General features: G+C 72.7%; 20 protein-coding genes. 8 read left to right on the top strand and 12 right to left on the bottom strand.

Features of this window, described 5'->3' with window-relative positions; genetic code table 11:
- Positions 1-6 precede the first annotated feature (6 nt).
- Positions 7-2,403 (bottom strand): WXG100 family type VII secretion target, encoded by a 2,397-nt coding sequence (locus tag ACFYXS_RS17330; RefSeq protein ID WP_389248803.1) that lies wholly within the window; start codon positions 2,401-2,403, stop codon positions 7-9.
- A gap of 198 nt (positions 2,404-2,601) precedes the next feature.
- On the opposite strand from ACFYXS_RS17330, the gene ACFYXS_RS17325 reads away from it, so the two are divergent.
- A complete protein-coding gene (locus tag ACFYXS_RS17325) occupies positions 2,602-3,327 on the top strand; it encodes a hypothetical protein (protein WP_389248801.1) in 726 nt (241 codons plus the stop codon).
- A gap of 76 nt (positions 3,328-3,403) precedes the next feature.
- Here ACFYXS_RS17325 and ACFYXS_RS17320 read toward each other — a convergent pair whose 3' ends face one another.
- Together ACFYXS_RS17320 and ACFYXS_RS17315 are read right to left on the bottom strand one after the other, a co-directional pair.
- On the bottom strand, positions 3,404-6,121 hold the full coding sequence (locus ACFYXS_RS17320; RefSeq protein WP_389248799.1) for a right-handed parallel beta-helix repeat-containing protein: 2,718 nt from the start codon (positions 6,119-6,121) through the stop codon (positions 3,404-3,406).
- Positions 6,118-6,939: a hypothetical protein gene (locus ACFYXS_RS17315; protein WP_389248797.1), complete on the bottom strand. Its 822-nt coding sequence runs from the start codon at positions 6,937-6,939 to the stop codon at positions 6,118-6,120. The genes ACFYXS_RS17320 and ACFYXS_RS17315 overlap by 4 nt, the downstream gene beginning before the upstream one ends.
- A 247-nt stretch (positions 6,940-7,186) precedes the next feature.
- On the opposite strand from ACFYXS_RS17315, the gene ACFYXS_RS17310 reads away from it, so the two are divergent.
- The gene (locus ACFYXS_RS17310; RefSeq protein ID WP_389248795.1) at positions 7,187-7,873 is read left to right on the top strand and encodes a LuxR C-terminal-related transcriptional regulator; all 687 of its coding nucleotides are present in this window, start codon (positions 7,187-7,189) and stop codon (positions 7,871-7,873) included.
- A 74-nt stretch (positions 7,874-7,947) separates the two neighbouring features.
- Here ACFYXS_RS17310 and ACFYXS_RS17305 read toward each other — a convergent pair whose 3' ends face one another.
- The 6 genes from ACFYXS_RS17305 to ACFYXS_RS17280 all read right to left on the bottom strand — a co-directional run bounded on the left by ACFYXS_RS17305 (position 7,948) and on the right by ACFYXS_RS17280 (position 16,334).
- A complete protein-coding gene (locus tag ACFYXS_RS17305; protein WP_389248793.1) occupies positions 7,948-9,342 on the bottom strand; it encodes an EsaB/YukD family protein in 1,395 nt (464 codons plus the stop codon).
- Positions 9,343-9,386: 44 nt separating this feature from the next.
- Entirely contained in the window at positions 9,387-9,710 is a 324-nt protein-coding gene (locus ACFYXS_RS17300) for a WXG100 family type VII secretion target (RefSeq protein ID WP_389248791.1), read from the bottom strand.
- A gap of 56 nt (positions 9,711-9,766) precedes the next feature.
- On the bottom strand, positions 9,767-10,090 hold the full coding sequence (locus ACFYXS_RS17295) for a WXG100 family type VII secretion target (protein WP_389248789.1): 324 nt from the start codon (positions 10,088-10,090) through the stop codon (positions 9,767-9,769).
- 280 nt (positions 10,091-10,370) lie between these two features.
- Positions 10,371-13,064, bottom strand: a complete 2,694-nt coding sequence (locus tag ACFYXS_RS17290; protein ID WP_389248787.1) for a hypothetical protein — start codon at positions 13,062-13,064, stop codon at positions 10,371-10,373.
- A 312-nt stretch (positions 13,065-13,376) separates the two neighbouring features.
- Positions 13,377-15,584 carry a hypothetical protein gene (locus tag ACFYXS_RS17285; protein WP_389248785.1) on the bottom strand — a complete coding sequence of 736 codons (2,208 nt, stop codon included), beginning with the start codon at positions 15,582-15,584 and terminating at the stop codon, positions 13,377-13,379.
- A gap of 327 nt (positions 15,585-15,911) precedes the next feature.
- Positions 15,912-16,334 (bottom strand): YjbQ family protein, encoded by a 423-nt coding sequence (locus tag ACFYXS_RS17280; RefSeq protein ID WP_384283354.1) that lies wholly within the window; start codon positions 16,332-16,334, stop codon positions 15,912-15,914.
- Positions 16,335-16,427: 93 nt separating this feature from the next.
- Between ACFYXS_RS17280 and ACFYXS_RS17275 the strand changes: the two genes are divergently transcribed.
- The 3 genes from ACFYXS_RS17275 to ACFYXS_RS17265 all read left to right on the top strand — a co-directional run bounded on the left by ACFYXS_RS17275 (position 16,428) and on the right by ACFYXS_RS17265 (position 18,465).
- Positions 16,428-16,511, top strand: coding sequence for a putative leader peptide (locus tag ACFYXS_RS17275; RefSeq protein ID WP_389248894.1), 84 nt, complete (start codon positions 16,428-16,430; stop codon positions 16,509-16,511).
- Positions 16,512-16,879: 368 nt separating this feature from the next.
- Complete coding sequence (locus ACFYXS_RS17270) at positions 16,880-17,338, top strand: hypothetical protein (protein ID WP_389248783.1); 459 nt, start codon at positions 16,880-16,882, stop codon at positions 17,336-17,338.
- 20 nt (positions 17,339-17,358) lie between these two features.
- Entirely contained in the window at positions 17,359-18,465 is a 1,107-nt protein-coding gene (locus ACFYXS_RS17265) for an NAD(P)-binding domain-containing protein (protein ID WP_389248892.1), read from the top strand.
- Between the two features lie 11 nt (positions 18,466-18,476).
- Here the strand turns inward: ACFYXS_RS17265 and ACFYXS_RS17260 are convergent, their stop codons facing one another.
- Complete coding sequence (locus tag ACFYXS_RS17260) at positions 18,477-19,499, bottom strand: LacI family DNA-binding transcriptional regulator (protein WP_389248890.1); 1,023 nt, start codon at positions 19,497-19,499, stop codon at positions 18,477-18,479.
- A gap of 198 nt (positions 19,500-19,697) precedes the next feature.
- Positions 19,698-20,018, bottom strand: a complete 321-nt coding sequence (locus ACFYXS_RS17255) for an L-rhamnose mutarotase (protein ID WP_389248781.1) — start codon at positions 20,016-20,018, stop codon at positions 19,698-19,700.
- Between the two features lie 192 nt (positions 20,019-20,210).
- Here ACFYXS_RS17255 and ACFYXS_RS17250 point away from each other — a divergent pair, with 192 nt between their 5' ends.
- The 3 genes from ACFYXS_RS17250 to ACFYXS_RS17240 are packed head-to-tail and all read left to right on the top strand — an operon-like array spanning position 20,211 to position 23,100.
- Positions 20,211-20,975, top strand: a complete 765-nt coding sequence (locus tag ACFYXS_RS17250) for a (Fe-S)-binding protein (RefSeq protein ID WP_389248779.1) — start codon at positions 20,211-20,213, stop codon at positions 20,973-20,975.
- Positions 20,972-22,456, top strand: coding sequence for a LutB/LldF family L-lactate oxidation iron-sulfur protein (locus ACFYXS_RS17245; protein ID WP_389248777.1), 1,485 nt, complete (start codon positions 20,972-20,974; stop codon positions 22,454-22,456). The genes ACFYXS_RS17250 and ACFYXS_RS17245 overlap by 4 nt, the downstream gene beginning before the upstream one ends.
- Positions 22,453-23,100, top strand: a complete 648-nt coding sequence (locus ACFYXS_RS17240; RefSeq protein WP_389248775.1) for a lactate utilization protein C — start codon at positions 22,453-22,455, stop codon at positions 23,098-23,100. Before ACFYXS_RS17245 ends, ACFYXS_RS17240 begins: the two co-directional genes overlap by 4 nt.
- A gap of 25 nt (positions 23,101-23,125) precedes the next feature.
- On the opposite strand, the gene ACFYXS_RS17235 is transcribed toward ACFYXS_RS17240, so the two are convergent.
- Positions 23,126-24,778 (bottom strand): bifunctional 3'-5' exonuclease/DNA polymerase, encoded by a 1,653-nt coding sequence (locus ACFYXS_RS17235; RefSeq protein ID WP_389248773.1) that lies wholly within the window; start codon positions 24,776-24,778, stop codon positions 23,126-23,128.
- Positions 24,779-24,780 lie beyond the last annotated feature (2 nt).

Raw genomic sequence — 24,780 nt, 5'->3', positions numbered from 1 at the left:
GCCTCCTCAGGAGCCCTGTGAATTGGAGATGTTGGCGTTCTCGGCGGAGATGTAGTTCTCCTTGCTGGTCATCATGCGCCCGATCATGTCGATGAGGAGATCATGGAGATCTCTCATGGTCTTGTTGACCTCCGTGGCAACGTCACTGAAAGAAGTGCCGGCGGGGCCCTTCCAGGCGTCTTCGATGACCTGGTACTGACTCTGGATGGTGTTGACGTTGTCCTCGATCACCCGGGCCCGGTTCCGGACCAGGGTGATGGCGTCCCCGAGTTGGCCGATGTCGACGGCCCAGGCCGCGGGGGTCATCACCGTCTGGCCGTTGTCGAGCAGAAAGGAGCCGTCGCTCTGCTGGGTGGCGCCTTCGATTCCGTTGTCGGTGACGAGGTGGTACGAGCCGTCGGACGCGGTGAACATGCCGGTCTGGGTGTCGAGCGTGCCGGTGAGCACGGTGCCGTCCGCCAGGACGACGGTCGTCCCGTCGGAGGAGTAGAAATCGCCGCCCGACATGTAGCCGTAGAGAACCGTGCCGTCGGGCAGGGTCCTGGTCACTCCGTCCTTGAGGAAACTGCCGTCCGGAGTGCTGATGCCGTGCTCGACCTCACCGCCCGCCGAGACGTACACCGTCCCGTCCTGGGAGATCCAGCCGCCGTCCTGGGTGGCGCTTCCCAGCAACGTCTGCCCGCCGACGGTCTCCGAGGTGAGGAACTGCCCGTCGGCCGTGGTCTGCCCGTTCAGGACGGTGCCGTCGGGCCGGATCTCGACGGTGCCGTCCGCCGACACCCAGGTTCCGTCGCTCAGCACGCTTCCGTACACCTGCTGACCGTTGACGGTCCGCACCTGGCCGTTCGGCAGGAACGAACCGTCCGGCGCGGTCAGGCCGTACTCGACCTCACCCGCCGGGGAGACGTACACGGTCCCGTCCTGGGAGATCCAGCCGCCGTCCTGGGTGGTGCTTCCCAGCAACGTCTGCCCGCCGACGGTCCGCGAGGTGAGTGCGGCGCTGTCGTCAGACGCCGGGTCCTCGGATTCGGCGACCGTGGTCGTGCCGTCGTCCGCGACCGTGGCTGTGCCGTCGTCCGTGACCGTGGCTGTGCCGTCGTCCGTGACCGTGGTCGTGGTCGTGGTCGTGCCGTCGTCCGCGACCGTCGTCGAGCCGTCCACGCTCGAGGCGTCGCCGTCCGCCACGAACGATCCGTCCGACGAGGTCTGCCCGTACTCGACCTCACCGTCCGCCGAGACGTATACGGTCCCGTCCTCGGAGATCCACCCGCCGTCCTGGGTGTCCGAGCCCAGCAGATTCCGACCGTCGACGGTGCGCTCGGTCAGGAACTGCCCATCGGACGTCGTCTGCCCGTGCTCGACCACACCATCGGCACTGACCAGCGTCGTCCCGTCCTCGGACAGAAACGAACCGTCATCCAACTGTGTCCCATAAACGGTCTGACCGTCGACCTGCTGAACTTCACCGTTCACCAGAAACGCACCAGCAGGCGCCGTCAGACCGTGCTCAACCCCGCCATCGCTGGAGACGTAGACCGTCCCGTCCTGCGAAAGCCACCCACCGTCCTGAGTGTCCGAACCCCACAACGTCCGACCATCAACAGTGCGCTCGGTCAGGAACTGCCCATCGGACGTCGTCTGACCATGCTCGACCACACCATCAGCACTGACCAGCGTCGATCCGTCCGCAGACAGAAACGACCCATCACCCAAACGCGTCCCATAAACCGACTGACCATCGACCTGCAGAACCTCACCGTCTGCCAGAAACGCACCATCAGGCGCCGTCAGACCGTGCTCAACCGTTCCGTCACCGGAAACATAAACCGTCCCGTCCTGAGAGATCCAGCCGCCGTCCTGAGTGTCGGAGCCCAGCAAATCCTGGCCGTCAACGGTGCGTTCGGTGAGAAGCCCGTCCGGCGCGGTCTGCACAAAATCCGCGTTGCCGGCATCCGTCGGGGTCGTCGTCGCGCCCGCTGCCGGTGACGCCGAGTCGGACGTGGCCGACTGGAGCCCGCCCTCATGCGTGGCGGACGCCGGCTCCGACTGCGAAGTCCCGTATTCGGTGCGCGTGTTGCCGTGAGCCCACACCGTCTGGTCGACGTCCACGTGATCCGCCGGAGTGTGGCCTTCGTGGCCGCTGGGGCCTTCGTGGCCGACCACCTCGGTCTCACTGGTCGCCCGGGTGAAGAACGGCCTGTCCAGCTGAATCATCGGTCCGCCGTCGGGCGATCGACCGGCCGTATCGGGAGTGATGGGAGAGACGCCCTGGCCGTCGACCACTGGTTCCGCCAGAGCAACCGGCGTCGGCCCGTCGTCGTGGCCGGCCGACGCCGTCGCGGGGTCGAACAGCTCCCGGTCGAGGGGAATCAGCGCCTCGCCGTCGGTGTGCGCGTTCGTCATCCCGCCCCGTCTCCTCTTCCCGCCGGCGACTTCTTATTTCTCCGCACGTTAAGGGTCGTTGGGTGGCGAGGGATTTCGTAGATCCTTGTTCCTGACGAGGGGGACGTCCTGGAATGGGGACGTCGAGCCGCGCTCGTCGTCCCGGCACCATGGATAGGTCAATCAGAAGGCCGATGACCGAAGAAAGCGGGGTGTCCCATGGGCGACAGCGATGTGAGCCCGCACGCATCGGAATACCAGAGTGACCCCTGGGTACCGAACGTCGACCCGGACGCGAGCGATCACGAGGACCAGGAAGACGCGGCCGAAACCTACTCGGAGATCTACGGCGTCACGCCGACCTCCGACCCGACCGACGACTCGGACGACGAGGAACCGCCGGACGAGATGGTGACCATGCCGACGCTGAGCATGGCCTACACCACTGCCCCCGACCTGGTGCCCACCGAGCCCGGAGGCGGTTCGGGCAGCACCGCCATGCCCACCCTTCCGGACAGCAACGCCTTCTCGATCGACCTCGGCGCGCTGAGGACGACGGAGCAGACGTTTCTCGGCGTCGTGGCGAATGTGACGAGCGCGTACGAGACGCTGCGGGCCAAGGTGCAGGGCGCCATCGACGATCCCACCCTGTTCGGGCAGGACAACGGTCACTGGGAGAACTGGGGCCGGGCCGGCCTGCACTGGGTCGAGGACGAACTCGCCGAGAGCGGCGTCCAGTTCGCTGAGGCGATCAACCCGCAGCTGACGAAGGTCATGCAGGACGGCGCGGGCGGCATCGAGTTGATGGGCACCTTCACAGCGTTGCTGAACAACGCCGGCCAGACCTACGCCCAGGCCGATTCGAAGTCGTCCATGCCGGACGTGGGCCCCAGGGCCCAGGCGATGGTCATGGAGCCGGACCCGCAATCACCCTCGGCGGTGTAGCGCGCGAAGACAACGACGGCGCCCGTCCGGTTTCCGGACGGGCGCCGTCCCGCATGCCCAGCACCCCGGCAGCCGCTCACCCCGTGATCAGCGGCGGCAGATCGCCCGGCAGCAGCGTCACCAGGTCGTCCGTGGTCGGATCCACCAGCTCGACGACCCGCTGCGCGTGCCGCTCCGTCATCCGCTGGAAGATCTGCCGGGCCGTGCGCCCGTTGCCGAAGCGGTCGTCGCGTACGAGCGCGCCGAAGTAGCGCAGCAGGGCCTCGCGGGTGTCCTGCGGCAACTCGTACTCGTGCTTGGCGGCGTGGAACTCGACGATGCGGCCCAGCTCCTCGCCGCCGTAGTCGGCGAACATCAGGGTGCGGGTGAAGCGCGAGGCCAGGCCCGGGTTGATGTCGACGAAGCGCTCCATCTCGTCGGGATAGCCCGCCACGATGACGACGACGTTGTCGCGGTGGTCCTCCATGAGTTTGACCAGGGTGGCGATGGCCTCGCGGCCGTAGTCGTTGCCCTGGCCGGCAGGTGTGAGGGCGTACGCCTCGTCGATGAAAAGGACGCCGCCGAGCGCGCGTTTGAAGACGGCGGTGGTCTTGGGCGCGGTGTGCCCGACGTACTCGCCGACCAGGGAGCCGCGATCGGCCTCGACCAGGTGTCCCCGGGAGAGCAGGCCCAGGGCGGCCAGGATGCGTCCGTACAGGCGCGCCACCGTGGTCTTTCCTGTGCCGGGGTTCCCGGCGAAGACCAGGTGGCGGCTGAGCGGCGGGGCGGCCAGCCCGGCCTCCGTGCGCTGCCGGACCAGCTGCATGACCTTGACCATGGTGCTGACGTCCTGTTTGACGCTCTCCAGGCCGATCAGGCCGTCGAGTTCGGCGAGCACCTCGGACAGGCTCTCGGCACGGGTCTGCCGGGTTCCCGTGCTCTTCGCGGCCGGCGCCGCGGTGGCGCTCCGCGGGCCCGGCGCCACCGCGAGCGCGCTGCCGCCGGCCGCCTCCGGAAGGGGCTCGGCGCCGAGTCCCTCCTCCGGGATGCTGCTGATCTTGACGTCGTCGACGCGGCAGCCCTCGATGGTCGGTGAGGCTCCGTCGGCGAGTTTGAGGTCCTCGTCGGTGTCGTGGATACGGCAGCCGCGCAGCAGGGGGGTCGCCGCGCTGCCGACGTAGACGGCGGGGAATCCGGTGGCGCTGATGTCGCAGTCCTGGAAGCGGCCCGCGGCGTTGTCCGCGATGTAGAGGCCGTTCTTCGCGGTACCGGTGACGGTGGTGCCGCGTACCCGGGGTGCGGCTTTCGCCTGGACAACGAGGCCGGTGCCCTTGGTGTCGGTGATGGAGCAGTCGGTGAGCCAGGCGCCTGCGCCCTCCCGGACGAAGACCCCGGCCGCGCCGGTGCCGGTGACGCGGGTGTCGACGATGAGCGCGGCGGTGCCGGCGCCGATGTCGATGCCGACGCCGGAGCAGGAGCTGATGGAGCAGTCGTCGACGAGTGGGCGGTGCTCGGTGCGCAGGCCGATGCCGGTGGCGGCCTTGGTGATCCGGCAGCCGCGGGCGGACAGATCGCCGCCGTCCACCTCGATGCCGCACAGCTCGGTGTCGTCGATCTTGGTGTCGGCGAGGGTCAGCATGGCCTGGTCCACACTGCGCAGCCCGTGCTCCGGGGTGCCCTGGACCCGGCTGTCGCGGACCGTCACCCGGCTGCCGTCTCCGGCGTGGACACCGGTGTAGGCGGAGGCGGTGACGGCGCAGTCGACGAGGGTGAGGTGCGCGGTGCCGGAGGCGTAGACGCCGTTGGCGCCGGAGCGGGTGAAGGCTCCACCGCGCACGTCCACTTGTGCCTCGCCGCCGGCCGCGAGCCCGGAGCCGGCCGTGTCGGTGGTGGTGGTGTCGTGCAGGCGCAACCGGCCGGAGCCGGTGGCGACGACACCGGCGGCGCGTACGTCGCTGACCCGGCAGTCGATCAGCGAGGCGACGGCCCGGCCGGTCACGTGCACCCCGTCCCGGCCGGTGCGGGCGATCTCGCAGTCGCGCAGGGCGACCCCGAACTCGCCTCCGGAGGAAGGCGCTTCACCCGAGGCGTCGTCGTCGGGGGCGGCGTCGGCCCCGGCGTCCCCGGTGATCACGACGCCGCCCGCCTCGCTGTCCCCGATCCGGCAGGTGCGCAGTACGGGACGGGCGCTGTCGTCCACGGCGACGGCCGCCGCGCCGGTGTGGGTCACGGCGCACAGTTCGAGGGCGGCACGCGCGGAGCCGGTGATGCGGATGCCGTGACCGCCGGTACGGGTCACCGAGACCCGGGTCAGCGTGGGGGCGGCCCCGTGGTCCACCAGGACGCCCACGGCGTCCACGTCGCTGATCCCGGTGTTCTCGACCACGGCCCGGCTGTCCCCGCCGAGGTAGAGGCCGACATCACCGGTGTGGTGGAGCTCGCAGTCCCGGAAGACGGGTGCGGCGGTGCCGGTGACCTGGGCGGAGCCGCCGGTGATCTCGCAGCCGGAGACCTCCACCGCACCCGCGGTGACCAGCACGGCCGGTTCCTTGCCCCGTCCTTCGATCACCAGCCCGCGCACCCTTCCGCCGGGGCTCTGCACGGTGAGTGCCGGGCCGTGGGCGCCGGCGACGATCCGCACCGTGCCGCGGCCCTTCTCGGCGGCGAGGGTGATGTCGCGGTCCAGGACGACGCTCTCGGTGTAGGTGCCGGGCTGGACCGAGATCACGGCCCCCGCCTGGGCCTCGCGGACGGCCGCGACGATGGTCTTGAACGTGCCCCAGCCGCGCGGGGCGACGCGCAGGCCGGCCGTCATGTCGAGGTGCAGGTGAGGCGCAGCTGCGCGGCGGCGACGTGGACGCCCTCGGCCGTGTCTGCGCTCTCGGTCCCGGCGTCGACGAGCTTGACCGAGACCCGGCCGGTCCGCACGGTGAACGAAGGGGAGTTGAACCAGTGGCCCTGCTTGGACCTGCCGACCTGGTCGACCAGGAAGCCGCCCAGCGCCTTCTGCTGCTTCTCCGGGGCGGTACCGAACGCGTAGTCGTCGTCGTAGTAGTAGAAGTAGGCGGGCGAGCCGCCCACGTGCGCGCGTGAGGAGTCGGCGGGCACGTAGCTGGAGACCCGGCAGGACGCGACTGTGAATTTGGAGCTGAAGTCGTACTTCCACAGCGCGTAGCGGGTGGCGTCATAGGCGTCGGCCTTGCCGGAGACCGGCATGGAGATGTATCCGCCGGTGCACGCCTCGCCCGTGTAACCGCCGCTGTCCGCCTCGGACCAGCCGGCGGTGCCGTCCGCGTCGGCGCCGGTGGAGTAGCCGTACACGGCGAAGCTGGTCGAACCGTCGCTGCTCGCGGCGCAGTCGGGACCCGCGATGGCCTTCCAGACCTGTCCGGCGCTCTGCCCGCCGGCCTGGTACGGCGTCGCGTCCGGACTCGGGGCGATCGGCCCGACCTCACTCGGCAGCGCGAAGGCGGGTCCGCCCAGTGCCCCGTACACCAGCGCCCCGAGGGCGACGGCCAGGACCGCGGAGACGCTCACCACGAGCATGCGCTTGCCGGTCCGGCCTCGTGGGTCCTCCGGCCGTACGGATTCGGCGAACGCGGAGGAGAACCCGCGCCAGTCCTCGTCAATCATGCGAGAAAGCACCCCTCATTATCGTTGTGTGTCCTGGAAATCCCGGGAATAGGGACAGGACGCGAACCCGCTTTGCGATGCGCCTGCGGGCAACTCGGGCCGTAGCGCCCCTGACTTGAGTTACGTAAGGCGTCACGGGCCGGTTCACGTGATTTCTTTCACCCGGGCCGGGGCGGCGAAAGGACGTGAAACGGCGACTACTTTTCTCGTACAGGAACTCACCGGACCTGAGAATGGTAGGAGCATCATGTCCACCCAGACCTCCCGGATCGCCGTCGTCGAGCAGCACAGCCTGGTGCGCCTGGGTCTGGAGACCCTGCTCTCCGGCAGCACCCTGCTGACCGTGGTCGCGCTGGCCGCGGATCCCTCGGAACTGCCGAGCCCGGCCGCACAGCGCCTCGATGTCATCGTCTACGGCGCTCCGCCGGTGACCGGCCCGTCCTTCGCCAAGACCGTGGACGCGCTGGCCCTGAGCGGCCGGGTGCTGGTGGTCGCGGACTTCGCGGGCTGGCAGCCGGTGACCGAGGCGCTGCGCGCGGGAGCCTTCGGCTGCGTCAGCAAGCAGGCGGACGAGGAGGAGTTGCTGCGTGCAGTCGAGACGGTCGCGCTGGGCGGCCTCCACATCGCGCCCGGTCTCGCGACCCGGCTGCACAGCGAGCTGCGGCAGCCCGCGTCCACCCCCGCGCCGGCGCTCGCGCACCGGGAGCGGGAGGCGCTGCGCCTGTTGGCCACGGGGTTGACGCATGGTCAGATCGCCCGGCGGATGGGCCTGACGGAGGCCACGGTCAGCACGTATGTCAAGCGGATCAGGAACAAGCTCAACGTCCGCAACAAGGCCGACCTCACCCGGAAGGCCATCGAGCTCGGGCTGCTCCAGGACGAGGAGTTCCGGGGCAACGCCGCGCTCGCCTCCGGCTATTCGCCCGCCGCCTGACATCGCGCTGCCCCCTTCCCGCCCCTTCACGTCCCGTCCCGGGACACCGCCGGCTGGCGGGCTGCCCCGCGCCGTCAGATATGGCGGCCCAGGCCGACGATCGCGCCGAACGCGCCGAAGGTGGCGACCGCCAGGGCGACACTGCTTCCGGCGAGCACCGAGCCGAATCCGGTCAGCCACCGGGGCCGCGCCATCTCCGGCAGCCCCGGGCGGCGCATCATGCGCCGGAATCCGTAGACCAGGAGCGTGGCCGCGATCAGGGAGCTGCATGTGGGTGCCACCCAGCTCCCCCAGCCGAAGTGCCCTGGACCGGTGATCAGCAGCGTGAAGAGACCCGCCACGCCGGCCAGCACCAGAGGCACCACCTCGACGACCAGCCGGGCCGCCCCGGCGCGCAGCAGGACCGCGAGGCCCAGCAGCCCGGCCGCGACGTTGGCGTACAGGGACGTGGACGCGGCCATCGTCACCAGCCCCCCGGCGAGCGCCAGGGACAGGATTCCGCTCCATGTCGCCAGCAGGACGGTGGCGGCCCGCACTGCGTGTGCCACCTCGTCGTCGCGCGGCTCCTCCTGCACGCGCATGCTGACCCGTCGCCAGGTGTAGGACACGGTGCCGCTGACGGTCATCGGCACGATGGTCAGCAGTCCGAACGCGACCACCGCGACGACGGAGGCCGTCTGAGTGGCGCTTGCCCGCAGCGACGCGAGACCCACGCAGAGCACCGCAGCGGTCGCGGCCGTGAACAGTGTCGCCGAGGTGGTCACCGCCGGCGCGGCCACGGCGGCCAGGAAGGCGCCGAGCAGCGCGCCCGCGGCGAGGGCGGCCACCGCGAGCCCGGTCTCGGTCATGACGCCTTCCAGGCCGAGCCTTTCGGCGCCGAAGCCGGGGACGACGGACCAGGCGCACAGGGCCAGCGAGGGCACCGCGCACAGGGCCATCGTCATCCGCAGCGCGGGCGGGACGGACCAGTGGCGCTCCGTCGCGACCCACGCGAGAACGGGCAGGGCGAACCCGGCGGCCAGCGAGAGGTCGACGAGGGCGCCCGTGCCGCCCTGGTGCCGTGCGGCGAGTACGAGCAGGGTGGTGACGAGCCAGCCCAGGGCGAGCGCCGTCAGGGTGTACGTCCGGGAGCGGCCGTCCCATCTGCGGTCGAAGACGCCTTTGGAGACCTCGGCGACCCGCTCGGCGACATCGTGCACCACCGGGTCTTCCAGCTCGTCGGCGACGACATCGCGCAGGTAGAGGACCTGCCCGTCGGTGATACCCAGCTCCGAGAGGGACCATTCCGGGGCGAAGGCACTCCCGGTCGCCGCGCCCAGGGTCCAGGCCGCCGGCATGATGTCGGACTCGTCCTGGTCGCACAGACGCGCCAGGGTGTCGGCATAGCTCACGATCGGAGCGCCGGCGGGGACCGCGAGATCCACCTTCCGGCGTTCTCCGATGACGGTGATACGGCAGTGCTCATCCACGGTGACGATTCCTCAGGGTGTTCCGCCTCGGGAGGCGACGGTGGTCAGGAGTGCTGCCAGGTGCGGGCGTTGGCCCACTCCGCCTCGGAGTAGTTGTTCCAGTTGACGTGCATGGCGTTGGCGATCTCGCCGAGCACGCCGCCCGGGCCGAAGAGACCGTTCGCGGCGTAGTTCCACTCCGCTTCCAGTCCCTCGAAGTACTGCTGTGCGGCGCCGTTCCAGTCCCCTCCCGCCAGGACCGGCTGGAGCTTGGTGATAAGGGCGTGCAACTCGTCCGCGATGGTCTGGGAGACGTTGTTGATGTGCGTGCCCGCGCCGGCGAGTTCCTCCTTGACCATGAGGTTCGCGCCGTCGACATTTCCTGCCATGATCGCTCCTTGATCTGCTGGTGGCCGTGCCGGGGACCGGTGGTGTCACCGGGGGGTCAGTCGAGCTTCGCGCCCGACAGCGTGCTCTCGATGTTGTTGATCGAGGTGATGTTCTGCTGCTCGGTGTCGGTGTAGTTGACGTAGTTGCCGCGCAGGCCGCTGGCGATGTCGGTCAGCGCGTCGTTGAGCATGCGCGAGTAGATGTCGTACTCCTGCATCAGGGCCTGGAAGGTGTTCTGGGCGATGCCCTGCCACCAGCCCTCCATGTTGACCACGTAGGTCTTGAGATCGGCCAACTGGCCCTGGATCTCGGCAGCCGTGCTGTCGCACGACGTCGCGGCCTGCGACACCTGCTCCGGTGTCACCTTGAAATCGGTCACCGTACTGCTCCTTTCCGGGCGGCGTGATACCGGCTCAGCAAGCGTCGCAGCGGCCGGCGGGGGCGCACAGATCCCTCTTCCGGTGTCCTTCTTCGCGGCTGTGCCCGTAGCCCACGGCGCGACAAAGGGGCCCCGATCGCGGGGCTCGCGCTGTGAAGCGCCAGGACTGGGACAGGTCAGGGCTCATCGACATGACGCACCGTCAGGCATGAAAGGCGCCTCACGCTGCGGCCGGACCGGGGTCCCACGAAACGGGGACACCCGGGTGACCGTCACGAGGTCAGGGGCCGTCCCCCACAGGGCCGGCGCAGCGCTCCGGCCAACCGCCGGTGCCGGGCGGGGCGGTGCGGCCCCTGAGCACCTCGTCCAGCTCGGCGAGCGCGGCCCGGTCGGCGTCGCCCCATTCGGCCTGCGCGTCCTTGCCAGCGGTGGACGCCGGTGTGCCGCCCGAGGCGGGCAGCTCGCGCAGCAGGACGACCGGGGACGGGCCGCTTCGCCGGACGTCGAGGATCATGAAGGGCGTGCCGGGGGCGAACAGCACTTCGTCCTCACCCAATTGGCCGGGGTCGTCGAAGAGCCGCCGGGCCAGGCGCCCGGTCACCGACCAGATGGCGTAGCGGGGACCGCGCGGCCACCCCGCCGATCCGCCGACGACGGGAACGCCGCTCAGCGGGGCGCCGTCCCTGAGTACCGTGCCGGGCCGCAGCGGGTCGGTCTCCGGGTCCTCCTCGCGCGGCAGCGCCGAGCCCGCGCCGCGCAGGACCGCCCCCCGGTGCGTCGGCAGCCGGCGCAGCGCCGACACCAGGCAGGCGGCGAACGGGAGGAGCCGGTCATCGCGGCCGTAGCAGGCCCCGGCCAGCGCACGGTGGTCGAGAAGGCCGCCGGCGCCGTCGAGATGGAGCCTGAGCGCGGTCAGGTCCGCCTCGGCGGCCTCCCGTTCCTCGTCGGCGGACGCGGGCAGGCGGGTGAGCGCACGGGCGACGGCAGGCGCGTGACGCTCCCACTCCGGGCCCGCGAGCAGCCGCAGCGCGGCGCGCTCCGCCGCGCTGCTGCGGTGGCCGGAGCGGAGCGGGGAGCGGACGGACGCCTGCCTCGCAGGCTCCGGACCGTCCGGGCGGGTCGCGGCGGGGGAGGGCGTCTGCCCCTCCTGGGGACCGGCCGCAGGCGCGGGGCGCCGGCTGCTCAAGTGCTCCCAGGCCACGTCGAGATCCGGCCCGGCCGGCGGGTCGGGGACCAGCGGCTCCCGGGGCGCCGCGATCTCCTCCCGCCCCTGCACGAGGTGCTCCCACACGGCGGCAAGATCGGGCGCGGCGGCGGGGTCTGCCGTGGTGCGCGGCCCGGGCGACACGCCGGGCGCGGGCACAGTGCCCGCGGAATGCGCGTACGGGACGACCTCCCGCCCGGGCGGAGCCACCTGCGACGCCGCCACAGCGGGCACGACCGACGGCACAGTCTCACCACGCAGTACGGGCCCGGCCGGCGCGGTCCCGGGGACAGCCGTACCCCGAACCGGCGCCAGTGGCGGAGCCTTCGGCAGGGGCGCGACGGGCCCGGCGAGCCCGGCGGGCACATCCCGCGGAGCAGGAGCACCGGCCGGAGGGCCCTCGGGCAGCGCACCGCGTCCGGAGGTGGTCGGGGGGAACACGCGCAAGCCGTGGCGGGCCTCCAGGTCGTGGAGCACGCGAACGCCGTCCGGGGAGGGCCCGTGGACCAGGAGGGCCGCGTTCGCGCACAACTGGCGCGGCAGCGAGCCGAGGAGGCGGTCCAGCACGGGCCACACCGACTCGTCGACCGGCTCCCCCGGGACTCCGGCCTCGATGACCGGTCCTTCCGGGGCCACCGCGAGCCCCGGCCCGGGGCGGACCGCACCGTACACGCCGACCCACAGACCCGCCCGCGTCACCGTCACCTGCCAGCGGTCGGAGAGCCGGACCGCGCCGTCCCAGGTGGGGGCCGAGCCGGGCAGCGGCGACGCGCAGCCCAGGAGCGTGGGGGCGGGTTCCTCGGTGCCGCGGGAGGTGGTCAGGACCGGGTGACACAGGGCGGCGTCCACGAACGGCAGCCAGCCCGGGGCGCCGTGCGCCCCGATCACCACGGAACGGGTGTCCCGGGCGCCCCCGGACGGGCCGCCGGTGAGCAACGGCAGTCCCGTGGCCACCTCCACCGCGCCGCCGAGCCGGCCGGCCACCTGCCGGCCGAGCGGCAGCAGATCCTGGGGACCGCCGGGCACCAGCCGCACGCTGTCGCGCACCTGACCCGGGAGCGCGGACAGCAGGCCGGCGACGTCGGCCGCCAGCGCCTCGCTGCCCGGTACGCCGCCCACCACGACGGTGAGCCGTTGGGGGTCCACCGGAACGGCGTGGTACAGATCCCCCGGCGCGGTCCCGGCCGCCCCCGCGGGCCGCAGGAACAGGCCCGCGGGGATGTGCTCGACCACGTACCCGCCGGGCGTGCGCCCGGGTACCGCGTCGAGCGCGGTCGCCCATACGGGCCTGGGGAAACGCGCGCCGAGCGCCACCGGCGGCGCGCCCGGGGCGAAGCCCCGCCATCCACCGCGCCGGTCGGGGCCGACGGGGGCGTACAGCGAGCCTCCGGCCACCACCAGGACGGCCGCAACGGGGGCCTCCACCGTGACGCCCCAGGCGTCGGCTATGTGCCGGGCCAGTGCCGGCCGGTCCGGACGGTCCTCGCCCGCGCCGTCCATGACCAGCCGCACCGCGGTGCGGCCGGACGCGCGGAGGGAATCGAGCAGTCCGCTCAGGCGCGGCCAGAAGTCCGGCTCGGCCCCCGCCCGTGGATTGGAGACCAGCGTGACCGTCCGGTCGCGCGCCGACCGCAGAACGGAGACGAGGTCGCCGATGTCCCCCGCCAGCGTGTGATCCGCGGCGGAGCGGAGCAGCACCAGGCAGTCGTACTCCTCGATCCGCAGCGCCCCGTCATCCGCGTCGGCCCTGCTGGTACTCGGCTGTGCCATCCCCGCTCGCTTTCGGGTCGATGTCAAGGTGCGGCAGGAGCCCCGGCGTCGCTCCGCCCGCCGGCACCCGAGGCGACGCGGCGCATGCGGCGCATGCGGCGCGGACGCCGGCGGCCCTCGGGGCGGAGGAGACGGCAGATGCGCCCGTCACGGCGCAGCGGCCGCGACGTGGCGCCGTTCCAGGACCCGGCCGGCGTACCGGGGGCCCGGCGGGACTCGTGTGCGCCCGCACCGGTCGAGGACACGTTCATTCAAGCCCACCGGCCGATGGCCGGGCCATGTCCCCGAACCGGCGCTCCACGGCGTCCCTCATCAGTGACGCCCCGCCACAGCCGAGCGCGATGTGGGGGCCGCGGCCGCGACGGCCGGGCCGACGACCGACGGTTCCGGGGTGAGGACGCCGGTGATCTTCGACGGCCTGGGCCGCGCCGCGGGGACGAGCTCCCGCGGCGCGGCAGGCCGCGGCTCCCGCGCCGGGGCGGTGGCGGCCGCGAGGATCCGGGGCCCGGGGGCAGCCGGGTTCGTCACCGGGGACGCCACCGGGATCGGCACCACGGACTGCGTGTCCGACACGGCCGGAATCGCGTGCGCGGCGTCGAGCTGGTCCCGGTAGCGTTCGGCGGCCCGCAGCCAACTCCCGTTCGGGCCCGGCACCTTCTCCCGCAGTGCGATGATCGACGGCGCGATGCGCAGCGCGAGCGCGATGTCGCCGACGTCCCGCCAGCAGACGTCCGCGTTGGCGGCCGCCTGCTCGGCGTCGAGGTTGTCCATGCCCCCGGTCACCAACAGGCTGAACGCCACGCGCCGGTAGAGATCGGCCGCGAGGGCGCTGCGCCCGGCCAGACGCATCACGTGCGCCCTGATCTGACGGATCTGCAGCGTCGCGGGGTGCTCGGGGCCGTGGTCGACGAACGCCTGGCGTTCAAGGGACGTGGCGAGGACCGTGGCGTCGTCGTACTGGCCCGCACCGGCTGCCCCCACGATGCGGCTGATCCGCTCACGGTAGGCGGAGAACTCGTCCCGCGCGGGGGCTTCCCCGCCGGGCACGGCGGCCGGCAGCTCCGACACCACCTCGGGCAGCGCCTCCGGGTCGGCACCGGCGGTCGGCGGCCACAGCATCCGGATCTCGTGCTGCACGGCCAGCCTCCGCAGCATATGGCTCTCCCCGGCCGAGCGCCCCGGTGCGTGCAGTACGGCGCACTCGCGCGCCTCGGGGTCGAGGTAGTCGAGCACGTGGGAGAGGGCGGCATAGCAGGACTCGTCGAGCGGCTGGTCCGACGGGCCGATCTCGATGGCGAGTTGATCCGCCCGCACCGGACGCTCGGCGAGCGGCGTGTGCTGTCCGGCGAGTCCCAGAGCGAGCCCCGCCCGTGTCACGGCGACCTGCCACCGCTCCGAGAGGCGGACCACGCCCGCGTCCTGGTCGCCGGCGTCGGGCACCGGGGAGCGCCAACGCAGCAGCCGGGGACCGGCAGTCGCCTCCTCCGCCTCCTCGTCGCCGGACGCGGCGGGACGGCAGACCACGGCTTCGGCGTAGGGCCGCCAGGTCGGGCGGCCCGTGCCGTCGACGAGTACCGGCTCCGGGGCGGCGGCCTCGCCGGACGGCGCCGCGACCGGGGCTGCCGCCAGGGGCGGGCCGGTCAGCAGTTCCACCTCGATGTCCAGCGCGTCGGCGGACTGCTGGACGGCGGGCAGCAGGTCACCCTCGGCGCCGGGCGCCACGCGGACCTGCGAACGCGCCGCCGGCGGCAGCGCGGCGAGCAACGCGGCCAGGTCGTCGGCGGGGATCCGGGCACCGCCGCCGGGGCCCGGGACGCCGACCAGCACCATCGGACGACCGGCGTCGACGGGCACCGCGTAGCACAGTGCGCCGGGGACGGGAGGGGGCGTGCCGGGAGGCTGGAGCAGCACGCCGGCCGGTATGGGCCGGACGGCGAATCCCCCCGCGGTACGTGCGGGCAGCGCCGCGAGGGCGCTCTGCCATCCCGGCGCAGGATGACGCGCCCCCAGCGGCGTCGGCTCCGTACCGGGCTGGAACAACTGCCAGCCGCCGGACGGCTCAGGGGGGCCGGGGACGAAGAGTGATCCACCGGGGACGAGCAGTGCGCCGCCCTCGGGGGCGATCACGCCGAACCCCCAGGCGTCGGCGATCCGCTGGGCCAGCGCGGGCCTGTCCGGAGCACCGCTGCCCGCCCCCGACACCACCAGGCGGACGGTCGTCGTCCCGTTCTCCCGGAGCGTGTCGAATACATCCCCCAGCCGTGTCCACAGCGCGGGCGGCACCGGGCCGTCCACTCCGACGACGACGGTGGCGACGGTCCGGCCCGCCTCCGCGCCGAGCGACCGGGCGAGTTCGGCCACATCGCCGGGGCCGGGAACGGCGTGCTCCGTGGGGCGCAGCAGCGTCAGCCCGTCGTACTCGTCGACGAGGACGGGTCTGTCGGGATCCTCCGATGTGCTGCCGGGCTGCTCGCCCCGGCCCGATGACAAGCGCGTGAAGAGAGTCCCCCAGCGGGACATGAACTGCTCCTTCCGTGACCGCGTGCCCTGGGCAGGACGTACTCCTGCCGGCCGGCCGGCCGCCCTGCCGTCCGAGTGGGTGTCCACCACGGGGGCGGCTGTGCCGGCACGCTTCTGCCCCCGGGTCGGTGGCAAGGGAGTCGGCTCCACCCCACAGAGAGCTACGGATGTCCGGCGGGATCGGTTCGCGGCAGCCGTCGAAGCCGTCCCTGGCCACCCTTCCGGTCATCAGCCGGTGCGGCCACCCCGCGGCGAGGTCGGCCCACCCGACGCGCGCCTTCGACGGTGATGGGGCCCAACGGGCGTTACTTCAGCTGGCGTTGAGCCTCATCCCAGGAAGCTCAACCGCACCTGGCGGCGGGGGTTGTCCCTGTTCGTGTCCACCAGGACCACGGACTGCCAGGTGCCGAGCTCCAGCGAACCGCCGACCACCGGAAGGGTCGCGTGCGGCGGGACGAGGGCGGGCAGCACATGGTCACGGCCGTGGCCGGGACTGCCGTGGCGGTGCCGCCAGCGGTCGTCGGCCGGGAGGAGGTCGTGGAGCACCGCGAGCAGGTCGTCGTCGCTGCCGGAGCCGGTCTCGATGACGGCGACACCGGCGGTCGCATGCGGGACGAAGACGTTGAGCAGGCCGTCACGGCCGCGCGCCACGTCCCGGAGGAAGTGGGCGCAGGCGGCGGTCAGATCGTGGACGGTCTCGGTGCCGCCGGTGGTCACGTCCACAAGGCGGGTGGTGAAAGCGTCGGCCATGCGTCCATGGTGGCGCAGGGGCGGCACGAACGCGCGTCCCGGGGATCGGGGCACCGTTGACGCTCTCCGGGCGCCGTCGCTACGGTCGTCGCCATGATGCGTCCGGTTCTGCTCACCACGCGCGGTCACATCGACCTGCTGCGGGTGGCCTCCGCGGTCTGTCCGTGCGACCGCTGACGCCTCGACGCCTGTTTTCCCGGTTCACCGCGTTTCCCGCGTTTTCCGCGTCCATTGTGCGTGCCGTTTCACACAGCGCCTTTGCGCACGACAGGCTCGGGATCAGGCCGAATCCGTAGCCGGGCGCCGGGTGCCGGCCGCCGGATGCGAGCCGTCGGGTACTCCGCCGAACTCGCCACATGCGGGCCGCTGGAGAAGCCGGGCCGCGAATTCCCTGACGGGAGTACCCGCGGCGAGCGCGGGAACGGTGACCGCGGCGGTGGCCGGGTACGGCCCTCCACGCGGGCGGCCGCACCCTATTGGTCTGGACCACTTCCCCGAACCGGGATAGTGTCCCGTTGCCCGTCCGTGCGCCGAAGGGAACCCACGTGTACGCACCGCACCGCGTCGCCGCCCTCGTCGACGCCTGCCTGCTGCCCGTGCCACGCACCCGGCGCCCACCGGAGTGGCTCCGGCGCGGCCTGGAGCTGGCAGGCGCGGTCACCATCGGCGTCCCCGCGGCGCTGAGCGGCGGGCCCGCCGTGACGGAACTGCTCCGCGACGAGACCGGGCACGGCGCCGTCGTCATCAGCGAGCCGCTGGACACCGCCGAGGTCGTCGAGGGCTGGGGCGTACCGGGCGCCGCCGTACTGGCCTGGCTCTCCGGGGTCGACCTGCTCCAGCTCGGCCCCGGCTGCGACGCGGGCGTCCACGACGCCATCCGCACCGCCGCGGCACGCGCCGTGGCCGACGGGGACCTGCCGCTGTCCCGGCTGGAGGAGGCGGCGGCGCGAGTGGCGCGGCTGCGGCGCGAGACGGCGCCGGGAAGCTTCCCGGCGCCGTCGTAGTTGGTGGAAACGTGAACCACATGGACGTCGCCGGCATCACCGCCGCAGAGGTAGTCGTCATCGGAGCGGGGCAGGCCGGGCTCTCGGGGGCGTACTTCCTGCACCGCTCCGGCATGCGCCCGGACGAGGACTTCGTGGTCCTGGACCACTCCCCCGGTCCGGGCGGCGCCTGGCAGTTCCGCTGGCCGACCCTCACCTACGGCAGGGCGCACGGCGTGCACTCCCTGCCCGGGATGGAACTGGAGGGCGCCGATCCCGAGCGGCCCTCCTCGGAGGTCGTCGCGGAGTACTTCGACCGCTACGAGCGCACCTTCGACCTGCGCGTCCACCGCCCGGTCGACGTCTCGGCGGTGCGCGAGGCGGGAGACGGACGGCTGCTGGTCGAGACCGACGCCGGCACCTGGTCCACCCGCGCCCTGATCAACGCCACCGGCACCTGGGACCGGCCCTTCGTGCCCCACTACCCGGGCCAGGAGACCTTCCGCGGGCGCCAGCTGCACACCGCCGGCTACCGCGGACGCGAGGAGTTCGCCGGCCGGCACGTGGTCGTGGTCGGCGGCGGCACCTCCGCGGTGCAACTGCTGATGGAGCTCCACGAGCCGGGCGGCGCGGCCGCCACGACCTGGGTGACCCGGCGGCCGCCGGTCTACCGCACCGGCCCCTTCGGGGAGGAGCACGGCCGCGCCGCCGTCGCGCTCGTCGAGGAACGGGTCAAGCAGGGCCTGCCGCCGCAGAGCGTCGTCAGCGTCACCGGGCTGCCCATGACGGAGGCCATGCAACGCGCCGAGGAGCGCGGCATCCTCGTACGCCACCCCATGTTCGAGCGTGTCACCCCGGACGGCGTCACCTGGGCCGACGGACACCATGTGCGGGCCGACGCCATCTTGTGGGCCACGGGCTTCCGGGCCGCCCTCGACCACCTGGCGCCCCTGCGGCTGCGCGAGCCGGGCGGCGGCATCCGCCTCCAGGGGCTCACCCAGGCGGCGCTCGACCCCCGCGTCCACCTCATCGGCTACGGCCCCTCCGCCAGCACCATCGGCGCCAACCGCGCGGGCCGCAGCGCCGTCCGGGAGATCCGGGCGTATCTGCGCGCCGGCGCAGCGGCCGAGGTGGCCGTCGCGGGCTGACCCGTGCCGGGTCAGCGCCCGGCGCGCCCCTTGCCCAGCGTGGAACCCCGTACGACCAGCTCCGGCTGGAAGACGATGCGCCGGTGCTCGTGCTCCTCCGCGAGGTCGCCGGTCTCCTCTATCAGCAGATCGGCGGCGGCCCGGCCCATCCGGTACGCGGGCTGCCGCACGGAGGTCAGCGGCACCGCGGCCGCCGCGGCGAACTCGATGTCGTCGTACCCGACGAGCGCGATCTCCTCGGGCACGGCGATCCCCGCCGCGTACAGCGACTGGAGGACGCCGAGCGCCAGCAGGTCGTTGGCGCAGAAGACCGCCGTGGGCCGCTTCGCCATGCCCAGCAGCCGCGCGCCCGCGTCCCGCCCGGAGGCGACGTCGAGCCGGTCGGCCTCGATGTGCGCGAGCGCGTCCGCCGGCAGCCCCGCCGCTGTGAGCGCCGCCAGGGCGCCCGTGCGCCGGTCCTGGCACTGGGCCAGGTGCATCGGGCCGCTCACGTAGACGATGCGCTGGTGGCCGCGCTCGATGAGGTGGTCGACGGCCAGCCGGCCGCCCTCGATGTCGTCGACGGACACCGAGCACGCCTCCGCGCTCGGCACCACGCGGTCCACGAAGACGAAGGGGATGCCGTGCCGCCGGAACGACTCGATGTTCCGGCCGCTGGTGTCCGCGGGCGTCACGAGCACCCCGCGGACCCGCTGTTCCGCGAACAGCCCCAGGTACTCGGCCTCCTCCGCCGGGCTCTCCGCGCTGTTGCAGAGCATCACCCCGAGCCCGGTCTCCCGCGCGGCGCGCTCCGCGCCCGAGGCGACGTCCACGAAGAAGGGGTTGGCCATGTCGAGCACGAGCAGGGCGATGATGCGGCTGTGCCCGGCCCGCAGTTGGCGGGCGGACTCACTGCGGACGTAGCCGAGTTGCTCGATGACCGACAGCACCCGCGCCCGCGTGTCCTCGGAGACCATGTCGGGCCGGTTGATGACGTTCGACACCGTGCCGACCGAGACGCCCGCCTGCCGAGCGACATCCTTGATCCCCACCATGCGTGTCACGGGTTCCGCCCTACCGCCTTCCGAGACCCGCCGCGGGTCGCGGGTTCATGCTACGCATAGGTGACGACATCGGCGCCCACCGTGGTCGTACACCTGTCGCGCGGGTGACGCGCCGCCTTCCCGGCCACGTTCGGACGCTGTTCACGGGGGGTTTGCGGCCCACTGTGCGACCGGAGCCGTGCCGCCGCCTCACGCCAGGTGGAAGATCTCCGTCAGGGGCCGCATCGCCTCGTCGGGGCGGTCGCCCTCCAGCGCCTCGAAGAACTCCCCCATCTCCGCCTGCCAGCGGGCGTTGACGTCTGTCCGCGCCATGGCCTCCTGCGCGGCCGCGAAGTCCTCCGTCTCCAGGTAGCCCACGAGCAGCCCGTCCTCCCGGAGGAAGAGGGAGTAGTTGTGCCAGCCGGTGGCGGACAGCGCCTCGCGCATCTCGGGCCACACGGAGGCGTGCCGCTCCTTGTACTCCGCCAGCCGGTCCGCCCGGACCCTCAAGAGAAAACAGACGCGCTCCACGCTCGGTCCCGGCCTTCCCGAATCTGATATGAAAGGTTTCAATGAGATGTCAGGGACGTTAGGACACCCCGAGATGGCTCGTCAATACGCTGTGCTGTCCTGCGCAGACATCCGATCTCTGCTTCACAGCGATCGAAGGCTGCGGCAGTATGAGGAGCCTGCGGGCGGCCGCACGTACCGGGAGGAGGCCAGATGCGCGTAGCGCTCTTCGTGACCTGCGTGAACGACACGTTGTACCCGGAGACGGGCAAGGCGGTCGTCACGCTGCTGGAGCGGCTGGGGGTGACCGTGGACTTCCCCGCCGCCCAGACCTGCTGCGGCCAGCCGCAGTTCAACACCGGCTACCGGCATGAGACCGAGCCGCTGATGAGGCGCTACGCACGCGCCTTCGAGGGGTACGACCACATCGTCACCCCCTCCGGCTCCTGCGCGGCCATGGTGCGGGACAACTACCCGCGGATCGGCGACCGGGCCCGCGCCGAGGGACGCGGCGGCGATCTGGCCGCGATCGCCGAGTCCGTCGTGCCACGCACCTACGAACTCACCGAATTCCTCACCGATGTGCTCAAAGTGACCGATGTAGGGGCCTACTTCCCGCACAAGGTCACCTATCATCCGACCTGTCACGGCCTGCGCATGCTCGGCCTGGGCCGCCGCCCACTGGAGCTGCTGCAGCACGTCAAGGGCCTGGAACTGGCCGAACTGCCCGGCGCGGAGGAGTGCTGCGGCTTCGGCGGCACCTTTGCGGTGAAGAACGCCGCCGTCTCCGCCGCCATGGGCGCCGACAAGGCCCGGCACATCACCGGCACCGGCGCCTCGGCCGTGTGCACCGTCGACAATTCCTGCCTGATGCACATCGGCGGCACATTGGCGCGACTCGGCTCCGAGGTGCGTCCGGTCCACCTCGCCGAGATCCTCGCCTCCACCGAGGACCGCCCCTATGGAGGCATCCGATGAGCGGTACCTATCTGGGCATGCCCGCCTTCCCGGTGGCCGCCGAGGAGGCCGTGCGCAATGAGACGCTGCGCGGCAACCTGCGCCACGCCACGCACACGATCCGCGACAAACGCGCCAAGGCCGTGGCCGAGCTCTCCGACTGGCAGCAGTTGCGCACCGCGGGCAAGCGCATCAAGGACGACGTCCTGCGCCACCTCGACCACTACCTGGAGCGCCTGGAGGAGACGGTCACCGCCGCCGGGGGCGTCGTGCACTGGGCGGCCGACGCCGACGAGGCCAACCGGATCGTGACGGAGCTGGTCAAGGCCACCGGCGAGACCGAGGTCGTGAAGGTCAAGTCCATGGCCACGCAGGAGATCGGGCTCAACGAGGCCCTCGCCGAGGCCGGGATCGCCGCCTACGAGACGGACCTTGCCGAACTCATCGTGCAGCTCGGCGACGACCGGCCCAGCCACATCCTGGTGCCGGCGATCCACCGCAACCGCACGGAGATCCGCGACATCTTCAACGGCGCGATGGCGAACTGGGGCCGCCCCGCGCCCGAGGGCCTGACCGACACCCCGGCCGAACTGGCCGAGGCGGCGCGGCTGCACCTCCGGGAGAAGTTCCTGCGCGCCAAGGTGGGCATCTCGGGCGCCAACTTCATGATCGCCGAGACCGGGACGCTGGTCGTGGTGGAGTCCGAGGGCAATGGCCGAATGTGCCTGACGCTGCCCGAGACGCTGATCTCGGTGGTCGGCATCGAGAAGGTGCTGCCGGCCTGGCAGGACCTGGAGGTCTTCCTCCAGCTGCTGCCGCGCTCCTCCACGGCCGAGCGCATGAACCCGTACACCAGCACCTGGACGGGCACGACGGACGAGGACGGTCCCCGCACCTTCCACCTGGTGCTGGTGGACAACGGGCGCACCGACACCCTGGCCGACGAGGTCGGCCGCCAGGCGCTGCGCTGCATCCGCTGCTCGGCCTGCCTCAACGTGTGCCCGGTGTACGAGCGGGCCGGCGGCCACGCCTATGGCTCGGCCTACCCCGGGCCGATCGGGGCCATCCTCACCCCGCAGCTGCGCGGCACGGACACCGCGCTGGACGCCTCGCTCCCCTACGCCTCGTCCCTCTGTGGTGCCTGCTACGAGGTGTGCCCGGTCGCCATCGACATCCCCGAGGTGCTGGTCCATCTGCGCGAACGGGTCGTCCAGGGCGGCGAAGTGACGCGCGGCGGCAGCCGGGTCGTGCTGAAGCCCGCCAAGGGGCACGCGGCCGAGCGTGCCGCGATGCGCGCCGCGCGCTGGACGCTGGACCACCCCGGGGCGCTGCGCGCAGGTCAGCGGCTGGCCTCGCGCACACGCGGGCTGCACCCGCGCAGGCTGCCCGGTCCCGGCCGCGCCTGGACGGACACACGTGACATCCCGGCTCTCCCGGCGGAGCCCTTCCGCGACTGGTGGCGGCGCACCCGGGGCACCGAGGGCTCGGAGGGCACCAAGTGAGCACCCGCGAACAGATCCTGGGCCGCGTCCGCCGCGCGCTGGCCGACGTCCCGCGCGAGGAGGCGCCGGGCGGCGGCCCGGCCGAACACGGCTACTTGCGCGTGCACGGCGAACGGGACCCCGGGCAGAGCGCGGATCTGCTCGCCGAGAACCTCGCCGACTACCGCGCCATCGTGCACCGCACGACCGGCGAGGAGCTCCCGCTGCGCCTCGCGGCCCTGCTGGCCGCCCGCGGGGCGCGCAGCGTCGTGGTGCCGGCCGGGCTGCCCGAGGACTGGCTCGCCGAGGCGAAGGACGTCGAACGGGTCGCGGACACCGCGGCATTGACGTCCTACGAGCTCGACGCCGTCGACAGCGTCGTCACCGGCTGCGCCGTGGCGATCGCCGAGACGGGCACCATCGTTCTGGACGCCGGACCGGACCAGGGGCGGCGCAGGATCACGCTGGTGCCGGACCACCACGTGGTGGTCGTGCGCGTGCCGGAGCAGGTCGTCGACTCGGTGCCGCAGGCCCTGGAGCGGCTGGATCCGGCCCGTCCGCTGACCTGGATCTCCGGGCCCTCGGCGACGAGCGACATCGAGCTGGACCGGGTGGAGGGCGTGCACGGCCCGCGCACCCTGGAGGTCGTGCTCGTCACGCCGTGACCGTCGTGCGGTCCCGCGCGGCTGCTCACTTCGCCTCCGCGTAGGAGCGCACGACATGGGTCTCCAGTGGGAAGGACACCGGCGTCGGCCCGAACAGCAGGCGGCGGGCCTCGTCCGCCGCCTCCGCGACGGCGTTCCCGGCCTCCGCGGCGAGTTCCTCGGGGGTGTGCACGATGACCTCGTCGTGCAGGAAGAACACCAGCCGGGGGCCGTCGAGCGCGGCCAGGCGCCGGCGCAGCGACGCCAGCACGGCCAGCGCCCATTCCGCGGCGGTGGCCTGGATGACGAAGTTGCGGGTGAAGCGGCCCCAGGCGCGCGCCTGGGAGTCGCTGAGGTCCTGACGGTCGGCGGCGGGCAGCGGGGACGTACGGCCGAGGTGGGAGCGGACGACACCGCCGGCCTCCCCGGTGCGTGCGGCGGACTCCACCAGCCGCATGGCGTCCGGGAAGCGGCGCCGCAGGACCTCCAGCAGGGGTCCCACCTCGCCGGTGGTCTGCCCGTACATGGCGCCCAGCAGGCCGAGTTTGGCCCGTGCGCGGTCGCCGCCGAAGGCCGTGCGGGCCAGGGCCGCGTAGAGGTCGCCCTCGGCCGCGGCGGCCGCCAGCCCGGGATCACCGGACAGGGCGGCCAGTACCCGCGGCTCCAGCTGCCCGGCGTCGGCCACGACCAGGCGGTGCCCGGGGTCGGCGACCACGGCGGCCCGCAGCTGCCGGGGGATCTGCAGCGCGCCGCCGCCGCGGGTGGCCCAGCGCCCGGAGACGACACCGCCGACGACGTACTCAGGGCGGAACCGCCCTGCGGGCGCCCAGTGTTCACGCCAGGCCCAGCCGTGGGCGCTGTGGATGCGGGAGAGCTCCTTGTAGCGCAGCAGAAGGGCGGCGGCGGGGTGCTCCACTTCACGCAGGACGTGGGAGCGGGTCGAGGTGATGTGCACGCCGACGCGCTCGAAGGCGGGCAGCAATTGGGCGGGCGAGTCCGGGTTGACCGGACGGCCCAGGGCCTCCTGGAGGGCGGTGGCCAGTTCACTGAGCACCTTCGGCCGGACTCCCCCGGCCGGGCGCGGGCCCAGCAGCCCGATCAGCACCTCGTCGTGGGCGGCGGCGCTCCAGGGGACGCCGTCGTGGGTCATCTCCGCCGCGGCGAGTGCCCCGGCGGACTCGGCGGCGCACAGCAGGCGCATGCGGTCGGGGTGTTCCGAGAGGGCGATGCGGCGTTGCTGTTCGGCGTGGACGGCGACCACGGCCTCCAGTGGGTCGGTGCCCGGCGGGAGGTGGTGGCGGTCGGCGGCGAAGAGCACCGGCTGGTCGTCTGGCCCGCCCTCGGGAGCGTCCGCGGGCACGGGCAGCCCGCGCAGGCGGGCCCAGGCCGCGCCCAGGGAACGGGGCAGGCCGAAGCGTTCCTCCGAGCCGAGCAGCAGGGCCTCGACGAGCTTGAGGTCGTGGCACCGTGCCGGACGCACCGGCAGCCGTTCCAGCAGTGGGGGGTAGATCTCGTCCGTGGCGGCCCAGACCCAGCGGGGCGCCTGGCGCCTCTCGCGGCCGGCGACGGCCGCGGCGAGATCGGCGACCTTCTCCTGCGGGCCGGTCGGGGTGCCGTCCTCACGCAGCGCCTGGAGCCGCCCGCCGGTCCCCAGTGGATCGGCGACGACAGCGACGGACAGGCTCCTCGGCGAGGTCACAC

It is taken from the genome of Streptomyces sp. NPDC002574 (assembly GCF_042889545.1).
In the GTDB taxonomy this organism is placed as follows: Bacteria; Actinomycetota; Actinomycetes; order Streptomycetales; family Streptomycetaceae; genus Actinacidiphila.
Note: the sequence above shows the minus strand (reverse complement) of the source record. Positions and strands in the feature narration are given on the sequence as shown.

Excerpts from the sequence above, each read along its gene's own strand:
- ACFYXS_RS17250 (WP_389248779.1), top strand. The coding sequence starts at position 20,211 with ATGCGCGTAGCGCTCTTCGTGACCTGCGTGAACGACACGTTGTACCCG.
- ACFYXS_RS17320 (WP_389248799.1), bottom strand. The coding sequence starts at position 6,121 with ATGACGGCCGGCCTGCGCGTCGCCCCGCGCGGCTGGGGCACGTTCAAG.
- ACFYXS_RS17280 (WP_384283354.1), bottom strand. The coding sequence starts at position 16,334 with ATGGCCGACGCTTTCACCACCCGCCTTGTGGACGTGACCACCGGCGGC.
- ACFYXS_RS17245 (WP_389248777.1), top strand. The coding sequence starts at position 20,972 with ATGAGCGGTACCTATCTGGGCATGCCCGCCTTCCCGGTGGCCGCCGAG.
- ACFYXS_RS17310 (WP_389248795.1), top strand. The coding sequence starts at position 7,187 with ATGTCCACCCAGACCTCCCGGATCGCCGTCGTCGAGCAGCACAGCCTG.
- ACFYXS_RS17290 (WP_389248787.1), bottom strand. The coding sequence starts at position 13,064 with ATGGCACAGCCGAGTACCAGCAGGGCCGACGCGGATGACGGGGCGCTG.
- ACFYXS_RS17275 (WP_389248894.1), top strand. The coding sequence starts at position 16,428 with ATGATGCGTCCGGTTCTGCTCACCACGCGCGGTCACATCGACCTGCTG.
- ACFYXS_RS17300 (WP_389248791.1), bottom strand. The coding sequence starts at position 9,710 with ATGGCAGGAAATGTCGACGGCGCGAACCTCATGGTCAAGGAGGAACTC.
- ACFYXS_RS17315 (WP_389248797.1), bottom strand. The coding sequence starts at position 6,939 with ATGATTGACGAGGACTGGCGCGGGTTCTCCTCCGCGTTCGCCGAATCC.
- ACFYXS_RS17330 (WP_389248803.1), bottom strand. The coding sequence starts at position 2,403 with ATGACGAACGCGCACACCGACGGCGAGGCGCTGATTCCCCTCGACCGG.
- ACFYXS_RS17325 (WP_389248801.1), top strand. The coding sequence starts at position 2,602 with ATGGGCGACAGCGATGTGAGCCCGCACGCATCGGAATACCAGAGTGAC.
- ACFYXS_RS17260 (WP_389248890.1), bottom strand. The coding sequence starts at position 19,499 with ATGGTGGGGATCAAGGATGTCGCTCGGCAGGCGGGCGTCTCGGTCGGC.
- ACFYXS_RS17285 (WP_389248785.1), bottom strand. The coding sequence starts at position 15,584 with ATGTCCCGCTGGGGGACTCTCTTCACGCGCTTGTCATCGGGCCGGGGC.
- ACFYXS_RS17265 (WP_389248892.1), top strand. The coding sequence starts at position 17,359 with ATGGACGTCGCCGGCATCACCGCCGCAGAGGTAGTCGTCATCGGAGCG.